General features: G+C 67.2%; 19 protein-coding genes. 9 read left to right on the top strand and 10 right to left on the bottom strand.

Translation table 11 applies throughout. The annotated features are described in order from the left end of the window. Window positions 1–170 precede the first annotated feature (170 nt). Window positions 171–1,142 carry a D-2-hydroxyacid dehydrogenase gene (locus OQF70_RS06935; protein ID WP_280536654.1) on the bottom strand — a complete coding sequence of 324 codons (972 nt, stop codon included), beginning with the start codon at window positions 1,140–1,142 and terminating at the stop codon, window positions 171–173. 114 nt (window positions 1,143–1,256) lie between these two features. On the opposite strand from OQF70_RS06935, the gene OQF70_RS06930 reads away from it, so the two are divergent. The 5 genes from OQF70_RS06930 to OQF70_RS06910 all read left to right on the top strand — a co-directional run bounded on the left by OQF70_RS06930 (window position 1,257) and on the right by OQF70_RS06910 (window position 5,903). Then, complete coding sequence (locus OQF70_RS06930; RefSeq protein WP_280536653.1) at window positions 1,257–2,561, top strand: amidohydrolase; 1,305 nt, start codon at window positions 1,257–1,259, stop codon at window positions 2,559–2,561. After that, entirely contained in the window at window positions 2,558–3,892 is a 1,335-nt protein-coding gene (ilvA, locus tag OQF70_RS06925; protein ID WP_280536652.1) for a threonine ammonia-lyase, read from the top strand. The genes OQF70_RS06930 and ilvA overlap by 4 nt, the downstream gene beginning before the upstream one ends. Window positions 3,893–4,133: 241 nt before the next feature. Next, window positions 4,134–4,661, top strand: a complete 528-nt coding sequence (locus OQF70_RS06920; RefSeq protein WP_280536650.1) for a hypothetical protein — start codon at window positions 4,134–4,136, stop codon at window positions 4,659–4,661. Between the two features lie 39 nt (window positions 4,662–4,700). After that, complete coding sequence (locus OQF70_RS06915) at window positions 4,701–5,330, top strand: DUF4382 domain-containing protein (protein WP_280536648.1); 630 nt, start codon at window positions 4,701–4,703, stop codon at window positions 5,328–5,330. Window positions 5,331–5,351: 21 nt separating this feature from the next. Continuing rightward, the gene (locus OQF70_RS06910) at window positions 5,352–5,903 is read left to right on the top strand and encodes a hypothetical protein (RefSeq protein WP_280536647.1); all 552 of its coding nucleotides are present in this window, start codon (window positions 5,352–5,354) and stop codon (window positions 5,901–5,903) included. Window positions 5,904–6,081: 178 nt separating this feature from the next. On the opposite strand, the gene OQF70_RS06905 is transcribed toward OQF70_RS06910, so the two are convergent. From OQF70_RS06905 to OQF70_RS06880, 6 genes are all read right to left on the bottom strand, one after another. Beyond that, window positions 6,082–7,452, bottom strand: a complete 1,371-nt coding sequence (locus OQF70_RS06905; protein WP_280536645.1) for an aminotransferase class III-fold pyridoxal phosphate-dependent enzyme — start codon at window positions 7,450–7,452, stop codon at window positions 6,082–6,084. A gap of 99 nt (window positions 7,453–7,551) precedes the next feature. Further along, complete coding sequence (locus tag OQF70_RS06900; RefSeq protein ID WP_280536643.1) at window positions 7,552–9,186, bottom strand: BCCT family transporter; 1,635 nt, start codon at window positions 9,184–9,186, stop codon at window positions 7,552–7,554. A 303-nt stretch (window positions 9,187–9,489) separates the two neighbouring features. Next, the gene (locus OQF70_RS06895) at window positions 9,490–10,140 is read right to left on the bottom strand and encodes a hypothetical protein (protein ID WP_280536642.1); all 651 of its coding nucleotides are present in this window, start codon (window positions 10,138–10,140) and stop codon (window positions 9,490–9,492) included. A 152-nt stretch (window positions 10,141–10,292) separates the two neighbouring features. After that, window positions 10,293–11,573, bottom strand: coding sequence for an amidohydrolase (locus OQF70_RS06890; protein ID WP_280536640.1), 1,281 nt, complete (start codon window positions 11,571–11,573; stop codon window positions 10,293–10,295). Window positions 11,574–11,653: 80 nt separating this feature from the next. Then, window positions 11,654–12,043 carry a Rid family detoxifying hydrolase gene (locus OQF70_RS06885; protein WP_280536639.1) on the bottom strand — a complete coding sequence of 130 codons (390 nt, stop codon included), beginning with the start codon at window positions 12,041–12,043 and terminating at the stop codon, window positions 11,654–11,656. 40 nt (window positions 12,044–12,083) lie between these two features. Further along, complete coding sequence (locus OQF70_RS06880) at window positions 12,084–13,445, bottom strand: aspartate aminotransferase family protein (RefSeq protein ID WP_280536637.1); 1,362 nt, start codon at window positions 13,443–13,445, stop codon at window positions 12,084–12,086. Between the two features lie 113 nt (window positions 13,446–13,558). On the opposite strand from OQF70_RS06880, the gene OQF70_RS06875 reads away from it, so the two are divergent. Next, window positions 13,559–14,248, top strand: a complete 690-nt coding sequence (locus tag OQF70_RS06875; protein ID WP_280536635.1) for a triose-phosphate isomerase — start codon at window positions 13,559–13,561, stop codon at window positions 14,246–14,248. On the opposite strand, the gene OQF70_RS06870 is transcribed toward OQF70_RS06875, so the two are convergent. Together OQF70_RS06870 and OQF70_RS06865 are read right to left on the bottom strand one after the other, a co-directional pair. Further along, window positions 14,243–14,494 carry a hypothetical protein gene (locus OQF70_RS06870; RefSeq protein WP_280536634.1) on the bottom strand — a complete coding sequence of 84 codons (252 nt, stop codon included), beginning with the start codon at window positions 14,492–14,494 and terminating at the stop codon, window positions 14,243–14,245. The genes OQF70_RS06875 and OQF70_RS06870 overlap by 6 nt on opposite strands. Before the next feature lie 146 nt (window positions 14,495–14,640). Continuing rightward, entirely contained in the window at window positions 14,641–14,940 is a 300-nt protein-coding gene (locus OQF70_RS06865; protein WP_280536633.1) for a ubiquitin-like small modifier protein 1, read from the bottom strand. Window positions 14,941–15,096: 156 nt separating this feature from the next. On the opposite strand from OQF70_RS06865, the gene sfnG reads away from it, so the two are divergent. The 3 genes from sfnG to OQF70_RS06850 are packed head-to-tail and all read left to right on the top strand — an operon-like array spanning window position 15,097 to window position 17,470. After that, window positions 15,097–16,251: a dimethylsulfone monooxygenase SfnG gene (gene sfnG / locus OQF70_RS06860; RefSeq protein ID WP_280536632.1), complete on the top strand. Its 1,155-nt coding sequence runs from the start codon at window positions 15,097–15,099 to the stop codon at window positions 16,249–16,251. After that, window positions 16,252–16,866 (top strand): NAD(P)H-dependent oxidoreductase, encoded by a 615-nt coding sequence (locus OQF70_RS06855; protein ID WP_280536631.1) that lies wholly within the window; start codon window positions 16,252–16,254, stop codon window positions 16,864–16,866. 37 nt (window positions 16,867–16,903) lie between these two features. Continuing rightward, window positions 16,904–17,470 (top strand): CinA family protein, encoded by a 567-nt coding sequence (locus tag OQF70_RS06850; protein ID WP_280536630.1) that lies wholly within the window; start codon window positions 16,904–16,906, stop codon window positions 17,468–17,470. A 3-nt stretch (window positions 17,471–17,473) separates the two neighbouring features. On the opposite strand, the gene OQF70_RS06845 is transcribed toward OQF70_RS06850, so the two are convergent. Further along, window positions 17,474–18,367, bottom strand: a complete 894-nt coding sequence (locus OQF70_RS06845; protein ID WP_280536628.1) for a hypothetical protein — start codon at window positions 18,365–18,367, stop codon at window positions 17,474–17,476. Window positions 18,368–18,372 lie beyond the last annotated feature (5 nt).

Raw genomic sequence — 18,372 nt, 5'->3', positions numbered from 1 at the left:
CAGAGTATCCTACGGTCGGCGTAGGAGAAAGTTGCCTCCGTGGGGGTTCGGCATGAGCCGAGACCCCCAGCGCGAGGAATCCCCGCCCCTTCAGGGCGGGGAGGATGTCAAGAACTCAACACGCACGTCCGATTCCGGCGACCGCTCGCGACCGCGCGTTCGGCGGCCGATCAGTCGTCGTTCGGCGGTCGAACGCGGTTCGTGAGGTCGCCGCCGGTCTCGAGGGCCTCGACGTTCGCGGCGACGATGTCCGCGAGCCGGTCCCAGTGTTTCGGGGTGTGTCCCCCGGTGTGGGGCGTGATGAGGCAGTTCTCCAGGTCCCAGAGGACGTGGTCGCTCGGGAGCGGTTCGGGGTCGGTGACGTCGAGGGCGGCTCCGCGGATCCCGCTCGACTGCAGCGCCGAGACGAGCGCGTCGGTGTCGACGATCCCGCCGCGGGCGGCGTTGACGACGACCGCGTTCGGCGGCAGCGTGGCGAGTTCGTCCGGACCGACCAGCCCGCGCGTGAGGTCGTTGAGCGGGCAGGCGATCACGACGTAGTCGCTGCGTGAGAACGCGTCGTGGATCGCGTCCGTCTCGAAGCCGACGACCTCGTCAGTCGGGCCGCCCTTCGAGGGCGTGTAGCGCACGCCGATCGTCTCGACCTCGAAGCCCTGCAGGCGCTGGACGACCGCCTGGCCGATCGATCCAAGTCCAACGATCGTCACCGTGCTGTCGGTGAACTCGTGGGACTGGAAGTGGCGCCACTCGCCGTTCGCCTTCCGGCGCCACCCCTCGTGGAGGCGGCGGGCGAACACGAGCATGTTGGCGATCGCCTGCTCGGCGATGCCGGGCGCGTGGATCCCGCCGGCGTTCGTCACCGCCACGCCGTGCTCGGCGAGGGCGGCCATCGGCACGTGATCGGTGCCGGCGAAGGTGCACGCGAACAGCTCGAGGCGGTCGGCCCGTTCGAGCAGGTCCTCGTCGATCGTGATCCCCGTCACGACGCGTGCCTGCGTGATCAGCTCCCGCTCTTCGGCCGGCGTTCGCGCGAGCGCGACCGTGCACTCGGGCAGGCGCTCGCGGAGCGTTTCGGCGTACGATTCCATCGACAGTCCTTCCGTCCCCTCGCGGAGGACGACGACATCTGGTTCCTCGGTCATGGTGGATTCGGGTCGGATACGTATCGATCCCGCGGGGGTCGACTTATCCTTTTATGTATTCTCCGTCAACGGGAATTGTGTATTATTAAGTCCATCCACGTGGTAGGCGCACCCATGTCCACCCACGCCACTGACGCCGTCGACGAACTCGTCTCGCTGCGCCGAGGATTCCACCGCCATCCGGAACCCGCCTGGCGGGAGTTCTACACGACCCACCGGCTCGTCGAGGAACTCCGCGACATCGGCGTCGACGAGCTCGCGATCGGCTGCGACGCCTACGACCCCGCCGACAGGATGGCCGTCCCCGAGGAGGCGTCGATCGCGGAGTGGGCCGACCGCGCCAGAGAGCGTGGCGCCGACGAGGAGATCCTCGAGAAGACCGCCGGCGGCGTCACGGGCTGTGTCGCCGTCCTCGAGTGTGGGGACGGGCCCGCGGTCGGCCTCCGGGTCGACATCGACGGCCTGTTCATCACCGAATCCGACGATCCGGGTCACGTCCCCGTCGAGGAGGAATTCCGGTCGGAGATCGACGGGACGATGCACGCCTGCGGGCACGACGCGCACATGACCTGGGGCCTCTCGACGATCGAGGCCATCAAGGCGAGCGACTTTTCGGGCCGACTCGTCGTCTTCTTCCAGCCCGCCGAGGAGGCCGGCGGCGGGGGGCATCCGATGGCTCAGAGCCGCTACATCGAGGACCTCGAGTACCTCTTTGCGGTCCACGTCGGGCTGGACCACCCGACCGGGCGCGTCGTCGCCGGGATCGAGCGCCCGCTTGCGATGTGCCACGTCGACGCGACGATCGAGGGGACCTCGACGCACGCCGGCAAGACGCCGAACGAGGGCGACAACGCGATGCAGGCGCTCGGGGCGGCGATCGAGAACGCGTACGCGATCCCCAGACACGCTGACGGAATGACCCGCGTCAACATCGGCCGGGCGGAGTCAGGAACGGCGAGCAACGTCATCGCGGATCACGCACACCTCGAGGCGGAGGCGCGCGGGGAGACGACCGCGCTGATGGAGTATATGAAGGGCCGGCTGAAGCGGACCCTCCGGAGCGCCGCCTCGATGCACGGCTGTACGGTCGATATCGACGTAATAAGCGAATCACCGCGGGCCGACAGCGACCCCGAACTGGTCGACCACGTCGCGAACGTGGCCGACGGGATCGACGGCGTCACCGAGGTCGTTCCGACCGCCGATTTCGGCGCCAGCGAGGATGCGACGTTCCTGATGAAGCGGGTCCAGGAGCACGGCGGGCTCGCGTCCTACCTGATCGTGGGGACGGACCATCCGACGGGCCACCACACGCCGACCTTCGACGTCGACGAGCGCAGCCTCCGGATCGGGACCGACGTGCTGACCGAGGCGATCCGCGGCGTCGAGGACGCGTTCGCCGGCGAGGACGATCGATGACCGACGAGGGAGTGACACCCGCCACGGACGGCCCAACCGTCGCGGACGACTCCACCGCCGCGGACGTCATCACGGCAGGGGACGTCCGGGAGGCTCACGACCGGATCGCCGACATAGTTCACCGAACGCCACTCGACGGCTCGACCACGCTCGCCGATGCCAGCGGTGCCGCGTCGGTCGGGCTCAAACTCGAGAACACCCAGCGGACGGGGTCGTTCAAGATCCGCGGCGCGTACAACGCGATGGCACAGCTCTCGCCCGATGAGCGCGAGGCGGGCGTCATCGCCGCGAGCGCGGGAAACCACGCCCAGGGCGTCGCGCTCGCGGGCGACCTGCTCGGGATCGACGCGGAGATCGTCGTCCCCGAGGTGACGCCCGCCTCCAAGATCGAGGCGACGCGGGGATACGGCGCGACGGTGATCGTCGAGGGCGACATCTACGAGCGCTCCTACGAGCACGCGCTCGAGCGAGCCGAGGAGACCGGCCGCACCTTCGTCCACCCCTTCGACGACGCCGCGATCATGGCCGGGCAGGGGACGGTCGGTATGGAGATCGCCCAGCAACTGCCCGACGTCGACACCGTTCTCGTCTCGATCGGCGGCGGCGGGCTCATCTCGGGCATCGCCACCGCGCTGTGCGGCGACGCCGCCGAATCGGCGATCGACGACGACGTTCGCGTGATCGGCGTCCAGCCGGAGGGGGCCCTCCACGCCAAGCCCTCCCTCGAACGCGGCGCGATCCACGAGCTGCCGGCCGTCGACACGGTCGCGGAGGGGATCGCGGACACCCGGCTCCTCGAGAGGACGTGGACCGTGCTCCGGGAACGCGTCGACGACGTGGTCGCCGTCTCCGACGACGAGATCGCCGTCGCCGTCACCCTGTTGGCCGAACGCGCCAAGACGGTCGCGGAGGCGGCCGGCGCCGCGCCGGTCGCCGCGCTGCTCTCCGACGCTCTCGACGTGACCGACGAACACGTCGCCGCGGTGGTCTCCGGCGGGAACGTGAATCTCACCGAACACGCCGAACTGACGCGGACCGGCCTGATCGAGCTGGGACGCTACGCCGAGGCGCGCCTCCACGTCGACGGCTGGCCGACCGCGATCGCCGACGTCGCCGAGGCGATCGAGTCCCACGGTGCCGAGCTGGACGGCCTCGAGCGCGACGATCGGAGTGCCGTCGACCGACCGAATCGCGTCCCCGTAACGGTCGGCATCGAGGGAAGCGGCCCGAAACACCTGCGTGAGGTCCTGGACGCGCTCGCGTCGCTGGAGGCGGTCGAGGTGGCCGACGAGTCGCTGGTGGACCGCGATCCGCCGGTCGGGAGTCAGTAGCCGAGCGTCAAACCGGCCGGAAAGCCCTTCTCGGTCGATGGTCGATCACTCCCGACGAGCGACCGACGCACGCGCGACGATCCCAGTCGCTCGGTTGACGGCCGGGATCCGGAACGGGCGAGATGGCGCCAGTTCATTCATTTTATCCGGCTTAATTCGGAGTAAACGGTCCCTCAACCGCCTGAAATCGGGTTCACGTCTTCACCTCCTTATGAGGGTGGCCGTCCGAGCGGCGAGTGCAATGAACGTGAAACGACCCATCACGATCGCGATCGCGGCGATGTTCCTGATCGGCGGCGTGGCGGCAGTCGGTGCCGCCAGTCCGGCCGATCCGGCGGAGCAGAACGCGCACAGCGCATCGAACCAGGCAGCATCTGACGCTGCCGCGCCGAACGAGACGGTACACGACGAGAACGCGACCGAGGAGCACGACGGTGAGAACGCGACCGAGGAACACGACGGGGATGCCGACGAACGTGCAGGAAACGCCGACGAGCGCACTGAAACCGCGGACGGCGTCGGACCGAGTGACGGTCTGCCCGAACAGGCTCCCGACCGGGTGGGCGAGATCCACGACACCATCGATTCGTTCCTGAACGGCTCGAGCGACGGGCTCGGGGGCTCGTTGAGTGACCTGCTGTCGGGTGAGGATGCGGCTGACGGAAACGCTGACGGTGCCACCGAGAACGACGATGGTAATGCCGACGGGAACGAAGATAGTGACGTAAACGGAAACGACGATACTGACGGCGTCGAGGGGTCGGCATAGTTTCAGTCCTTCAGATAAGACATCCACAGGGAAATACATATGAGCAAGTTACCAATGGACAGACGGACGTATCTCACGGGCGCGGCGACGGCGGGAACGATCGGGTTCGCGGGGTGTCTCGGCGGCGGCGAAACCGGGACGCTCGCGGCGCAGGTCACCGACCAGCCGGGCGACATTGCGGACTTCGAATCGTGTGTCGTCACCATCGTCGGGATGTGGCTCGGGACCGAAGACGCCGGAACTGAAGACGCCGGAACTGAAGACGCCGGAACTGAAGACGCCGGAACTGAAGACGCCGGGACCGAAGCCGATGCGGACGAGGAGTCCGGCCGCGAGTACTACGAGTTCGACGAGCCGCAGGAGGCTGACCTCGTCGACTTGCAGGGCGACAGCACGCAGCTGGTCGACGAGCGCGAGATCGACGTCGCCACCTACGAGTTCCTCCAGCTGGACACCGACGGCGTCGACGCGACGCTCGACGGGGGAGACTCGACCACCGTCGAGGTCCCGGGCGAGGCGCCGCTCACGTTCAACCGGGAGTTCGAGATCCGAGCGGACGCCCGCACGGTCTTCACCGCCGACTTCACTCCGGTTCGCCGTGGACAAACCGACGAGTACCTCCTCCAGCCGGTTCCCGACGGGATCACGGTCGAGTACGAGGACGGGTAGCACCCGGAGCGCGAGCCCCGAATGAACCGAAAACACGGTATCGCCGGCGGACTCGTCGTGCTCGGTCTCGCCATCGCGGTCGGAGCGATGGTGTACACCGGCGTTGGCCCCGTCCCCGGGAGCGATTCGGGCGAGTCCATCGAGGAGTTCCCCACGGAGGAGCCCGCCACGGAGCAGCCGGTGGACGACGATGACGGGTCGACCACGACGTCGTCCGCCGACACGGATCCGTTCTCGTTCACGATCGACGAGACCGAAGAGTGCGGGACGACCTGTCGGGACGTCACCGCGACACTGTACAACGAGCAGGACGAGACCGCGACCGGCATCACGACGTACATCCGGATCTTCGCCGGCGAGGACAACACCGACGCGAACGACGTCGTCTGGGAGGGGACCGCGGACGTCGGCACGCTCGAGGCCGGCGCGTCACACACGACGACCGAGCGCGTCGAGCTCTCGCTGCAGGAGGCACGGGCAGTCGACCGGAATGATGGCTGGATCACCATTCAAACGACCGTCGAATCGGACGACACGACGGTCACGTTCCGGAACAGTGAACAGGTGGCGTGAGGCGCCACCGGGCCGGTGGCTCGGGGGTCGTCCCGCATCGGACGGTTCACCCCGAAGCCGTCGGCCTCCGCGATGCGTGCCACACGTACCGCAGTCCGGAACGCCCACCGGTTTATAAACTGGAGCGGCTGGTCCCTTGTCGCCTTATAAATCGCGAGCGTTCGTCGGCGGACGAACCCTACGCCGTCGCCGCGGTCGCGGTGCCGGCGGCCTCGATCGCCTCGAGGAAGATGGAGACGCCGAGTTCGATCTCCCGTTCGGTCGAGTCGAGCGGGGGGAGCAGCCGGATCGTCTTCTTCCCGCAGCCGAGCGTGAGCAGGCCGCGTTCAAGCGCCGCGGCGACGACGGCGTCGCGGCGGTCGGCCGTGTCGAACTCCACCGCGAGCATCAGGCCCTTCCCGCGGACGTCCACGACGGACGCGGGCGCGTCGTCCCCGAGCAGTTCCTGCGCCTGTCGACCGCGGTCGGTCGCGTTCGCGAGCAGATCGTGGTCCTCGATCGCCTCGAGCGTGAAGGTACCCATCATCGAGGCGAGCACGTCGCCACCGCCGAAGGTGGAGCCGAGGCGGTTCTTCTCGCTTGGAAAGACCTCCGACCGGGAGATCGTCGCGCCCACGCGCAGCGCCTTCGCGCTCGCGATGACGTCGGGTTTAACCGGGTAATGGTCGATGGCCCACATCTCTCCGGTCCGGCCGATCCCCGACTGAATCTCGTCGACGACGAGCGGGATGTCGTACTCGTCGCTGACGGCGCCGACCTCCGCCATGAACGCCTCGCTCGGGAACCGGTAGCCGCCGACGCCCTGGATCGGCTCGAGGATCAAGAACGCGATCTCGGCGGGATCGACGTGGCCGCCCTCGGGCGCTAGCGCGTTCCGAAGCTGTGACCCCGCGCCGTCGCCGGTGAAGAACCCGCATTCGCAGGTCGCCGGCGAGCAGCCGCGGTCGGCACAGAACGGGACCGTCCGGATGCCGGCAATCTCCGGATAATTGCGGGTGTAGACGTCCTTCGACCGAGTGACGGAGAGCGTCCCGAGCGTCCGTCCGTGGAAGCTGCCGGTGAAGGCGTAGCCGTATTTGGCGGCCGGCGTCGCGTCGTGGGTGATCTTCATCGCGTTCTCGACCGCCTCGGCGCCCGAGTTCGAGAGGAAGACCGTGTCCATCCCGTACTGGCTCGAAACCTCCGTCAGCTTCGCCATCAGGTGGCTCGACCCGGGGACTGGCGCGTCCTCGGGGTCCGGTCCCGACCCGAAGTACATGTCCTGGCCGGCGATCTTCATCGGCTCGACGAGGTCGAACTCCCGGAGCTTGCCGAGCACCTTCTCGTTGTTGTACCCCAGCGGCGCCGCCCCGATGTGGCAGGTGAAATCCAGCAGGACGTTCCCGTCGACGTCGGTCACGAACGGCCCGTCGGCCTCTGCAGTCACGTCCCAGACGAACTCGTGGGAATACTCGCTCGGTGCCGCGTGCTCCCCGTGGAAGTTTACCCAGCGCTCGGCGTTCGGCCCCGGCAGCGCGTCCGCGTCGGGTTCGGCAGTATCCCTATCCATACACAATTAGTGTATACAGTGTACATTAAATGTTAGTATCGATCGACCGGCGTGGCGACGTCGACGGGCTGGAATCGACGCCGGCGCCGCCGCCGATCGTCAGTCGTCGTCGCTCAGCTCGGCCGCAGAGGGCTGATCCGCGGGACCGGATCCGAACAGCCAGGAGTCCTCCTGCAACAACACCCGGCTGCCGTCGGAGACGAACTCCCGGATGAGGCCGATCATCGTGAACAGGCAGACGAACGCGAACGGCGTGCCGGTGATGATCGCCGCCGACTGCAGCGCGTTCACGCCGCCCAGCGTCATCAGGATCGCGGCCATCATTCCGAGGAGGACGCCCCAGAAGACTCGGTTGATGTTCGAGGGTTGCGCCTTGCCGCCGGTCGTCATCATCGAGACGGCAAGCGTCGAGGAGTCCGCGGAGGTGATGAAGAAGGTCGTCACCAGGATCATGAACGCGAGGATGAAGACGGTCCCGAGCGGGAACGTCTCGAAGAGGATGAACCCGGAGACCTCCGCGCCGGCGTCGCCCGCGATGACCGCGCCGAAGTCGGCGATCCCGTTGTGGTGGCTCCAGACGGCGGTGCCGCCGACGAAGATGAACCACGGGATGGAGGCCGCCGAGGTCGCGGCGATGCCGGTGAAAGCCACCTCACGGACGGTCCGACCCTTCGAGATCCGCGCGATGAACAGACCGGCGAACGGGGACCACGAGAGCGCCCACGCCCAGTAGAAGACCGTCCAAGTGTTCATCCACGTGGTCCCGCCGTCGGTGCCCGCACCGGTGAACAGGCTCATCGCGACGAAGTCGTTGAACATCCCGCCGAGCGCCTGCGTGCCCATCAACACGAGGAACGCCGTCGGACCCACGATCAGCGTCGCGACCATCAGGATCACGAACAGGATCATGTTGAAGTTCGAGAGCCGACGGATGCCCCGATCGACCCCGAGCACCATCGAGACCGTGAACGCGAGCGTCATCGCGGTCACCACGAGGATGATCCCGGTCGTCCCCAGATCGATCCCCCATTGGTAGCGGAGCCCCTCGATGAACTGGCTCCCGATGAACCCGAGCGACGTCGCTACGCCGCCGATCGTCGCGAAGACCGCCATCACGTCGACGACCTTCGCGATCGGACCGTCAAGGTTCTTCCGGCCCAAAAGCGGCGTCAGGGCCGAGGAGACGCGCAGCGGCACGTCCTCGTAGTTGTACGCGTAGTAGCCGATCCCGATTCCCATGATCGTGAAGACCGCAAGCTGCGGGATCGCCCAGTGGAACAGCGTCTGCTGGACGGCGATCGTCATCGCCTCCGCGGTGCCGCTCTCCACGTCGAACAACGGCGAGGGGTCCGCGTAGTAGAACAGCGCCTCGGTCGGTCCCCAGAAGACGACGCCGGCGGCGAAGCCGGCCGAATACAACATCGCGAAAAAGGAGAAGAAGCTGTACTCCGGCGGTTCCTCACCGAACCTGAGTCGTCCCCACGGGCCCAGAATCAGGTACACGAGGAAGACGACGACGAGGAAAACGATGGCCAAAAGCGCCCAGTTGAGGTAGGAGTACATCACCGTTTCCCCGATCGAGATTCCCCGTTGCACGAGGCTCGGATCGAAGAAGTACAACAGGATCAACCCGAGCGTCAACCCGGCACCGAACAGGAACACGACCGGATCCAGCTCCTCGCGGAATCGGTCGATCGCGCCGTCGGGCTCGCCGGTTCCGTCGGCGTCGTTCATCGCCGACCACCCCTGCCACCGAACCGCGTGAGCCGTTCGGTCCCGTGAGACGACGGTTCGATACGCCGTGTTCGCCCCCGTTCATCCATCGTGTCGAGTGATGGCATACCCAACTCATAGGATGTTTATCACATAAACGTTTCCTTATATTCGTTAGTGCCGTCCACGAATTGTGTAGACACTCTCGCGGATCGGAACCGGGTCACGCCCGTTTCGGCGGCGGATGGTCGGCGCTCGAACAGCGCGACGTGCTGGTTCAGGACACGGGTGAGAACGGTTCGGACGGACGAAACGACTCGACGGTCAGGGCTGGTTCGTCAGTTCCTCGACGGCGCGCTCGCGTTCGGCCTCGCTCTCGTTGACCTTCCGGACGAAGTCGCCGACGTTGTCCTTGATCGCCTCGCGGGTTTCACCCGGTGAGAACTCCTCGGACATCGAGAGCAGCCGGACGAACGCCCGCAGCTCCTCGTCGGTCAGCTGGGCGAACTCGTCGTTTTCGATCTTCTCGATCACCTCGTCGACATCGATCTGGCCCACGGGATCGACGTTGAACTCCACGTTGACCATCCGGAAATCCGACCCGGCGAGCCGCTGTTCTGCTTTGCCGACGCCCTCGGCGAGCATCTCCTTGAACGGCGTGTGATAGCCCATCGAGCCGAGATGAAGGAACGCGAGCATGTCGATGACCCCCTGTGTGAACGCCTCCCGATCCTCGTCTTTGGGATCGAAGACCGTCTCGCGGTCGCGCTGTTCGAGGTGTTCAAAGAGGATCGAAAAGTCGATCACCGCGTTTCGAACCCGACGCCGGATGCGGTTGCGCTTTTGCTTCTTGGAGTGTTCGGTGTAGTCGGTCTTGCGACCGAGGAGGAAATCGCGGTCCGACGGGGTCAAGATCCCGCGCGGGCGGTCAGCGTCGGCTGCCGTCCGCAGCGACTCCGGTACGTCCTCGCTCATACCCGGGGTACGTGGAGGGTGCGGATTAATCCTTTGGGGTCTGACCCTCGTTTCTTTGGGATCACCACCCTCGTTCCGCCGACATCGCCGAGATCGACCATCGGATAGCTGCCATCGGTGATCCGTCCCGGACTTCGATCCGCCGATCGCGGTCACGGCCGTCGTCGAGCGATCTCGGAGACGGCCTCCGCGATCACCTCGACGCCGATGTCGAGGCTGCGCTCGTCGACGTCGAAAGTCGGCGTGTGGTGGTCCGTCGGGTGGTCGGTACCCACGAGCAGGTAGGCGGCGAGCCCGCCGTTCGCCTGCACCCGCTCCATCAGGTAGGTCACGTCCTCGCTCCCCCCGAACTCCCGCTCGGGGACGACCGTATCGACGCTTTTCACCCCGCGCGCCACCGCCCCAATAAGGTCCCGCAACTCGGGATCGCTGTCGATGCGGGGGGACTCGCTGATGACCCGCAACGTCACGTCACAGTCGTGCATCTCCGCGGCCGCATAGAGCACGCGCTCGAGTTCGGTCCGCGTGTACTCCATCAGCGCGGTCGTCTCCCCGCGGACCTCGCCGTCGATGGTGATCTCCTCGGCGATGACGTTGCTCGCCGTGCCGCCCTCGATCCGGCCGAGGTTCACCCGGGTCATTCCGTCGGCGTGACGCGGGATCGCGTACGCGTTCTGGATCGCGGTCGCGACCGCCTGCATCGCGTTCGCACCGGCGTTCGGCGCCGTCCCCGCGTGGGCGCTTGCCCCCTCGAAGGTCGCCGTTAGGTGCGCCATCGCGAGGGGCTTTCGCACCCCGGAGACGATCGTTCCGGTCGGGTTCCCGAGGCCGACGTGCATCGCGAGCAGGTAGTCGACGTCGTCGACGTAGCCCCCCTCGACGAGGGGCTTGCCGCCGCCGGAGATCTCCTCGGCCGGCTGGAAGAACGCCTTGAACGTCCCCGAGAAGTCGCCGTGTTTGACCGCTTCGAGAACGCCGAGGGCGATCGTCGGGTGTGCGTCGTGCCCGCAGGCGTGCATATACCCCTCGTGCTCCGACCGAAACCCCTCGTCCGCCGGGACGTGCCCCGGCTCGTCGGATTCGGTCATCGAGACCCCATCGAGGTCGACTCGGAGACCGACTGTGGGCCCCTCGCCGCACTCGAGGACGGCGACACAGCCGGTGTGACCCTCCGCGGTCCGCTCGAGGACGTCCTCACGGACGCCGGCCTCGCGAGCCCGATCGAGCCACGCGTCCAGTTCCTCGTCGTCGGGAACCGCCATCCGGTGATCGCTCGCGAGCGCGTCGCGACCGATCGCGAGCTCGTCGACCCCGATCCGTTCGATCTCCTCGACGACCCGTTCGGTCGTTTGCAACTCCCGCCATCCCGGCTCAGGATGGCGATGCAGTGCCCGCCGGATCCCCGACAGACGGTTGCGTACGTCGTGAGACATCGATCTGACAGCGATTTGCCGTGGAACTACTTAACGGTGCGCAGTCGATCCACCCGCGGATGCTCCCCCCAGCCGGGAAGTCACGGGAGCGACGCGACGGCGTCCATCTCGACGTCGACGTCGTCCGGCAGCCGGGAGACCTCGACGCAGACGCGGGCCGGCGGATCGCCCGTGAAGGCCGCGCCGTAGGCCTCGTTGACTGTCTCGTAGTCGTCGAGGTCGGTCAGATAGACGGTGACCTTTACCACGTCGGCAAGCCCCTCGCCGCTGGCTGCCCTGACGACGGCGTCGATGTTCGCGAGGACCTGTTCGGTCCGGTCGGCGACGTCGCCGTCGACCGGCTCGCCGGTTTCGGGATCGACCGGACCGTAGCCGGAAACGTACAGCCGGTCCCCGTCGCGAACGCCCTGGGAGTACGGGTTGTTCGTGCGCGGTGCCTCGTCCGTGATCACGCGGTCGGTGTCTGACATCGGTGGGTTCCGTCTCGGAATCGGTCGGTGTCTTGAACAGCTACTCAGTCTGCCGATCGATGGCGTCGGCGACGATCGTCATCGCCGTGTCCGCGAGTTCCTCGGTCAACACCAGCGGCGGGATGACACGTAACACGTTACCGTGTCGCCCCGCCTTCCAGATGAGAACCCCGTGTTCGAAGCAGTCGGTCTGGATGGCGTCGACCGCCTCGGCGTCGGGGGTGCCCTCGTCGTCGGTGAACTCGACGCCGATGAACAGCCCCTTGCCGCGCACGTCGACGATCGCGTCGTTCGAGTCGGCGATCTCCCGGAATCGGTCGCGGATCTCCGCGCCCAACTCGCGGGCGTGTGCCAGCAGGTCGTGGGCCTGGATGTACTCGATCGCACGCACACCCGCCCGCATCGCCACCACGTGGCCGCGGTAGGTGCCCGCATGGTCGCCCGACCCCCACGTGTCCAGGTCCTCGTGGTACATCAGTCCCGACAGCGGGAAGCCCACCCCGCCAAGCGCCTTCGCGGTCGTCATCGCGTCCGTCGTCACGTCGTACCACTCGCTGGCCCACCACTCGCCCGTCCGGCCGAATCCCGACTGGATCTCGTCGAACACCAACGGCACGTCGTTGTCCGTCGCCAGATCGCGCAATCCTTGGAGGAAGCCCTCCGGCGGGGTGACGATCCCGCCCTCGCCCTGGATCGGCTCGACGATCATCCCCGCCGGGTTTGCCAATCCACCGTATGGGTCCTCGAGGATCGCTTTGACCTCCTCGAGGGCGTGGTCGACCGCCTCTTGCGGGGGTTTCCCCTGCTGGGTCGGATTCGGATACGGCGCGTGCACCACGTCCGCCAACAGCGGCGTGTAGTTGCTTTTCAGCTTCTTGTTGCCCGTGACGCTCATCGCGCCCGAGGACGTGCCGTGGTAGGCGCCGCGGAACGCGATCAGCCCGTCGCCGCCCGTGTTGTACTTCGCCAACTTGATCGCCGCTTCGTTGGCATCCGTTCCGGTGGGGCCGCCGAAGACGAAGCGGTTCTGGTCTTTGAGCCCGGGCGGCGAGATCTCGTTGAGACGCTCGATGAGGTCGAGACGAGCCTCAGTCGGGAAGTCGATCGTGTGAACGAGCTTGTCGGCCTGCTCGTGGACGGCCTCAAGCACGTAGGGGTTCGAGTGACCCACGTTCAACACGCCGATGCCGCCGAACAGGTCGATGTAGGTGTTGCCGTCGGGGTCCCGGACGGTCGCGCCCTTCCCCTCGTCGAGCGCGACCGGAATGTCCTCGGGATACGCGACGGCGCTGGAGTCGATCCGGCGCTGTTTCTCCAACAGTTCCCGCGAGCGCGGGCCGGGAACGTCCCCGACTGACGGTGCATCCTCGAAGTGGAGTTCCTCGATCGGTGGGCCTGCCATATCTACGCCCACGGGAAAGGGGGATAAATATGTTGTCCACGGATTCAGGGGATATTGTATACAATTTCTGATTAGGGCGACGGGTTCACCCGGCTCGGGACGGATCGATCGGTATGTCACTTTCCACGCCGGCGTTCATCTGCAGCTTCAAGACGTATCCCGGAACCGCGGACCGGGAGGGACTCGACCTCGCCCGGTCGCTGTCCTCGATCCACGCGGTCGGATCCACCATCGAGCTCGCGGTGGCACCGCAGACGCCCGACGTCCGGCTGCTTGCGAGCGAAACCGACCGCCCCGTGGTCGCGCAGGCGGCCGATGCCGGAGAGCCGGGCGAGGGAACCGGCGACGTACTCGTGGCAACGCTTGCGGCCGCGGGCGCCGACGCCGTCCTCGTGAACCATCCCGAGCGCGAGCAGTCGATCGCCGCGACGCGAACGCTGATCGACCGCTGTGGGGATCACGGAATGGATGCGATCGTCTGCGTTCGGGACCTCACGGAGGGCGTCGCCGCCGTCGAACTCGGCGCCGACTGGCTCCTGTTCGAGAAGCCCGCCGACGTCGCCTCGAACGACCCACTCGTCCGACGCCACCCGGATCGCGTTCGGACGTTCATCGACCGCGTTCGAGCGGCGGCCGACACGCGGGGACGCGAGGTCTCGATCGCGGTCGGCGGCGGGATCTCGACGGCCGGCGACGTGGCCACGGCGTTCGATCTCGGCGTCGACGCGGTCGGCGCGGCCTCGACGGTGGTCACGGCCGACGATCCCGCCGAGCGGCTGGAGCGGTTGCTCGCGGATCTATGAGGAGACTTCGTCCGCGGCGTCGGTCGCCGCCGATCCCGTGGATCCGGCGGTCGTGTACAGGCCGACGAGTCCGAGCAGCACGAGGACGGCGCCCTCCAGCCGCGCGGCGGTGTAGACCCACTCCCGGACCTCGAGGTCCTCCGGCGTCCGATACGCCAGCCGGGTGGCCACGGCGATCACGGTCCGGGGACACAGGAGTTCGACCAGTCCGACCAGTCCGACGAGAAGTTCAATATGGCGGCGCATACGCGTGGTAGGCGGTCAGTGGACAAAAAGCGCCCGATGAATCCGATCGATGAATCCGATCGATGAATCCGATCGTTGGATCCGATCGTTGGATCCGATCGATGGGACCACACGACGTCGCGGTGAGCATCCGATACCGGAAGAAATTACCGCTTCGGATCGGCGTTCACACACCCACCGTAGACCGACGGTGTGAGTCGGACCACGTCGCCGTCGGTCAGCCGTGTGTCGGGTCCCTCGAGGTGTCGGATGTTCTTCCGGTTTCGGGTGACTGCGACCTCGCCGACGAGCGACCCGTCGTCGATCAGCCGTCCGGACAGTCCGGGATACCGGTCCTCCAACTCCGCCAGGAGGTCGCCGTACGTCTCCGCGTCGGTCGTGATCTCGACCGACCGCTCGCCGACCGCCTCCCGGAACGGCCCGAAGAATCGACATTCGACCTGCACTGGGGATGCATACGGTCGTGACCGGCTTTTACCCGTCGATCGGCGATCTCGTCCCGAATCCGAGGTACCGTCACGTATTGCCGGTGTGATCGAGCGGAGACAGGAATCGCCATAAACCACTCGCATAAGGAGGTGGCACATATATTAGCACCCGTTATGGACACGGAGTTCGCCTACTGGGTGCCGAACGTCAGCGGGGGCCTCGTCGTCTCCGACTGGGAGATGGATACCGATTGGACCTACGAGTACAACCTGGACCTCGCGCGGACGGCCGAGGACGTCGGGTTCGAGTACGCGCTCGCGCAGGCGCGGTTCTTCGGCAGCTACGGCGCCGATCGGCAGCTCGAGGCGCTGTCGATCGCCAACGCGCTCGCCGCACAGACCGAGGACCTCCACGTCATCGGTGCCGTCCACCCCGGCCTCTGGGAACCCGGCCCGCTCGCGAACTTCATCGCGACCGCGGACCGGATCAGCAACGGACGGTTCTCCATCAACGTCGTCAGCGGCTGGTTCAAAGGCGAGTTCACCGGGTTCGGACAGCCGTGGCTCGCTCACGACGAACGGTACGCACGCTCGGAGGAGTTCATCGAGGTCCTGAAGGCGCTGTGGACCGAGGAGTACGCCACCTACGACGGCCGATTCTACACGATCGGGAAGGACATCGACGGCTTCGACGGCGCCCCGATGCAGCCGAAGCCGGTTCAGGATCCGTACCCGCAGGTCTTCCAGGGCGGGAACTCGACGGCCGCACGGAAGATGGCGGCCCGGCAGGCCGACGTGCTGTTCATCAACGGCGGCAGCCTCGAGACGATCCGCGGGATCATCGAGGACGTCGAGTCCTACGCCGAGGAGTTCGGCACGGAGCCGCCGCGATTCGCCGCCAACGGCTTCGTCATCCAGCGCGACACCGAGGCGGAAGCCAAGGAGACGCTCGAGGGGATCATCGAGAACGCGACCGACGAGGCCGTCGAGGCCTTCCGCGAGCAGGTCAAACAGGCCGGCCAGTCCTCCGCGGAGGGCGAGGGGATGTGGGACGACTCCGACTTCGAGGACCTGGTCCAGTACAACGACGGCTTCAAGACCGGGCTCATCGGCACGACCGAACAGATCGTCGAGCGCATCCGGAAACTGGACGCGATCGGGATCGACATCGTCCTCGCCGGCTTCCTCCACTACGACACCGAACTTGAGCAGTTCGGCGAGGAGATCATCCCCGCCGTTCGTGAGGCCGACCCCCTGGACCCGACCGACGTCGACGACGTGATCGACGAGGACGTCGAGTCGATCGGCGGCGCGGAGGTCGCCCGATAGATGGCGGCGGACCGAACCGTTCTCGGAATCGCCGGCAGCGTCTCGGAACCCTCGAAGACCGCGACTGCGGTCGACGCCGCGCTCGCGGCCGCCGCGGATCGGGAGGGTATCACGACCGAAACGCTCCGGCTCGCCGACCACGATCTCGTCACCGCGGACGGGCGGACCCTCGAGGCCTACGAGGGCGACACCGCTGCGGCCCTCGAGGCGATCGTCGAGGCCGACGCCTACGTCGTCGGCACGCCGATCTATCGCGGGTCCCTCTCCGGCGCGCTCAAGAACCTGTTCGACATGGTTCCCCGCGGGATGTGGCAGGCCGACGTCGCCCCCTTCGAGGACGCCGCGGTCGGGCTCGTCGCGACCGGCGCGACGAACCACCACTACCTCGCGATCGACCAGGAGCTGCGCCCGATATTCGGCTTCTTCGGCGCCCACACGGTCGGTGGCAGCGTCTACGCGAACGACGACCACTTCGAGTCGACCGATGGCGACGGATACGCGATCGCCGACGACGGGGTCCGTGATCGGCTGGCCGACCTCGGGCGGGCAACGGTCGAACTCGACGCCGCCATCGCGGACGGCGACGTGCTCTCCGGGCTGGGCCCACAGTTCTAGCGCCGAGGTTTAAGGTCGATCGCGAGCGAGCAGGGGTATGGACGCCGACGCGCCGACCGACCGCGATCTCCCGGACGCGCTCGTCGATGGTCGATGGACCGGCGAGGATCCGATCGAGGCCATCGTTGGCGAGCTGCTTCGGGAACGGGAGGACACGCTGGCCACCGCGGAGTCGTTGACCGGCGGCCTGATCGGATCGACGATCACGGACGTTCCCGGATCGAGTGACTACTTCGACCGTGGGTTCGTGACCTACGCGTACGACGCCAAACGCCAGGAGCTGGCGGTCCCACGGGAGGCGCTCGACGCCCACGGCGCGGTCAGCAGACCGGTCGCCGAGGCGATGGCGCGCGGGACACGCGATCGGGCCGACACCACGTGGGGGCTCGCGGCCACCGGGATCGCGGGGCCCGGCGGCGGGCGGGACGGCAAGCCGGTCGGGCTCGTCTACGTCGGCGTCGCCTATGCCGCCGAGTGGGGGACCGAGGAGTCGTTCGTCGAGGCGGTTCGGTTCCGGTTCGACGGCGACCGGACCGCGGTGAAACGGAAGAGCGTCGACTCCGCGCTTGCCGTCCTGCTCGCGGCGATCCGGGAGCTCCGATAGCGGTCAGTCGACGGCGACCGGCGGCGTGCTGCCGGTGGCGTCCCCGCCGACGACCACGAGGAGCGTCGGCTCCGACCGGGAGACGTCGCATCCCTCGGCGCGCTCGACGGCGATCGTGACGGAGCCGGACTGGGTCGCGTTCGCGCGAACCGGCAGCTCGGCGGTGATGGCGTGAGTCCGCTCCTCGCCGCCGGCGAGCCGGTCCGACCGCTGGTAGCTCCGTGGTTCGTACCGCACTCCGGCGCCCCGGTCGGTCGCGAGCACCCCATCGGACTCACCGACGCCGACGACACAGCCCCGCAGCGACGGGAGATCGACCGGTCGGGTGAACGGCCCGCCGTTACGGACGGTCATCATCCCGACCTGGCCGGTCGCCGGGACGATCGCGTCCGGCTCGGCCTCGGTCGCATCCGGGGGAACGGTGAGCGTCGCCTCCCCGTCGAGGGTCACATCGGCGGTGACGCCGGCGGTGGCCACGTCCGCCCCGACGAACAGGACGGCGACGGCGAGCACGCCGATCAGCCCGTATCGGATCGTTCGGGTCGAGACCACGTCGGATCCCTGTCGCACAACGTACCCGAGCGCGACGAACAGGCCGGCCGAGACGGCAAGCAGGAGGAACACGCCGGTCTCGGCGAGGTCGTACCGACCGACCACGTAGGCGATCCAGACGACGTACGCGAGCGACGCGATCGCGTACGCGACCACGTCGAGCGCGTCCCGGTCGATCCACAGCCCGACGAGCAGGAACGCGAGGAACGCGAGGAACAGGAGGACGGCCTTCACCGTGATCGAGAGACCGAACACCACGTCGCGGACGAAGTAGGCGAACGCGCCGAGCGCGAAGAGCACGCCGAGCGCGTAGAGGACCTTGCTGCCGTCGATCTGGAGGTTCATGGAGG

It is taken from the genome of Halopenitus sp. POP-27, from assembly GCF_029889855.1.
GTDB lineage: Archaea > Halobacteriota > Halobacteria > Halobacteriales > Haloferacaceae > Halopenitus > Halopenitus malekzadehii.
The sequence above is the reverse complement of the archived record's forward strand: the minus strand, read 5'-3'. Positions and strand labels throughout refer to the sequence as shown.